At 53.3% G+C, this 555-nt stretch carries 1 pseudogene; it reads left to right on the forward strand.

The window, feature by feature from the left end:
- A pseudogene (locus ACTHUR_RS17080) lies at positions 1–555 on the forward strand (hypothetical protein); the annotation flags it as partial.

Here is a 555-nt window from a genome sequence, read left to right on the forward strand (position 1 = left end):
TTGTGGCACTACAGACGGCTTTGTCATGAAGGCAGTTGTGCAAGGCGGTGATGTGATTGAAGCATTGCGCGATCGTATTTTGGGTCGTGTTACCGCGTCTGACGTTGTCGATCCGTCAAGTGGCGAAACCTTGGTTGAAGCCGGTACGTTGTTGACTGAAAAACTGGTGGATATGATTGACCAATCCGGTGTCGATGAAGTCAAGGTCCGTACCCCGATTACTTGTAAAACCCGCCATGGCTTGTGCGCGCACTGTTACGGTCGCGACTTGGCACGCGGTAAACTGGTTAATGCCGGTGAAGCAGTCGGCGTCATTGCGGCTCAGTCTATCGGTGAACCGGGTACCCAGTTGACCATGCGTACGTTCCACATCGGTGGTGCGGCATCCCGTGCGGCAGCAGCCAGTCAAGTTGAAGCCAAATCCAACGGTACGGCACGATTCAGCAGCCAAATGCGTTATGTTGCCAATAACAAAGGCGAATTGGTTGTCATCGGCCGCTCTTGCGAAGTCGTTATTCATGATGACATCGGTCGTGAGCGCGAACGCCACAAAGT

The sequence above is a fragment of the Neisseria sp. P0021.S007 genome (genome assembly GCF_051956855.1).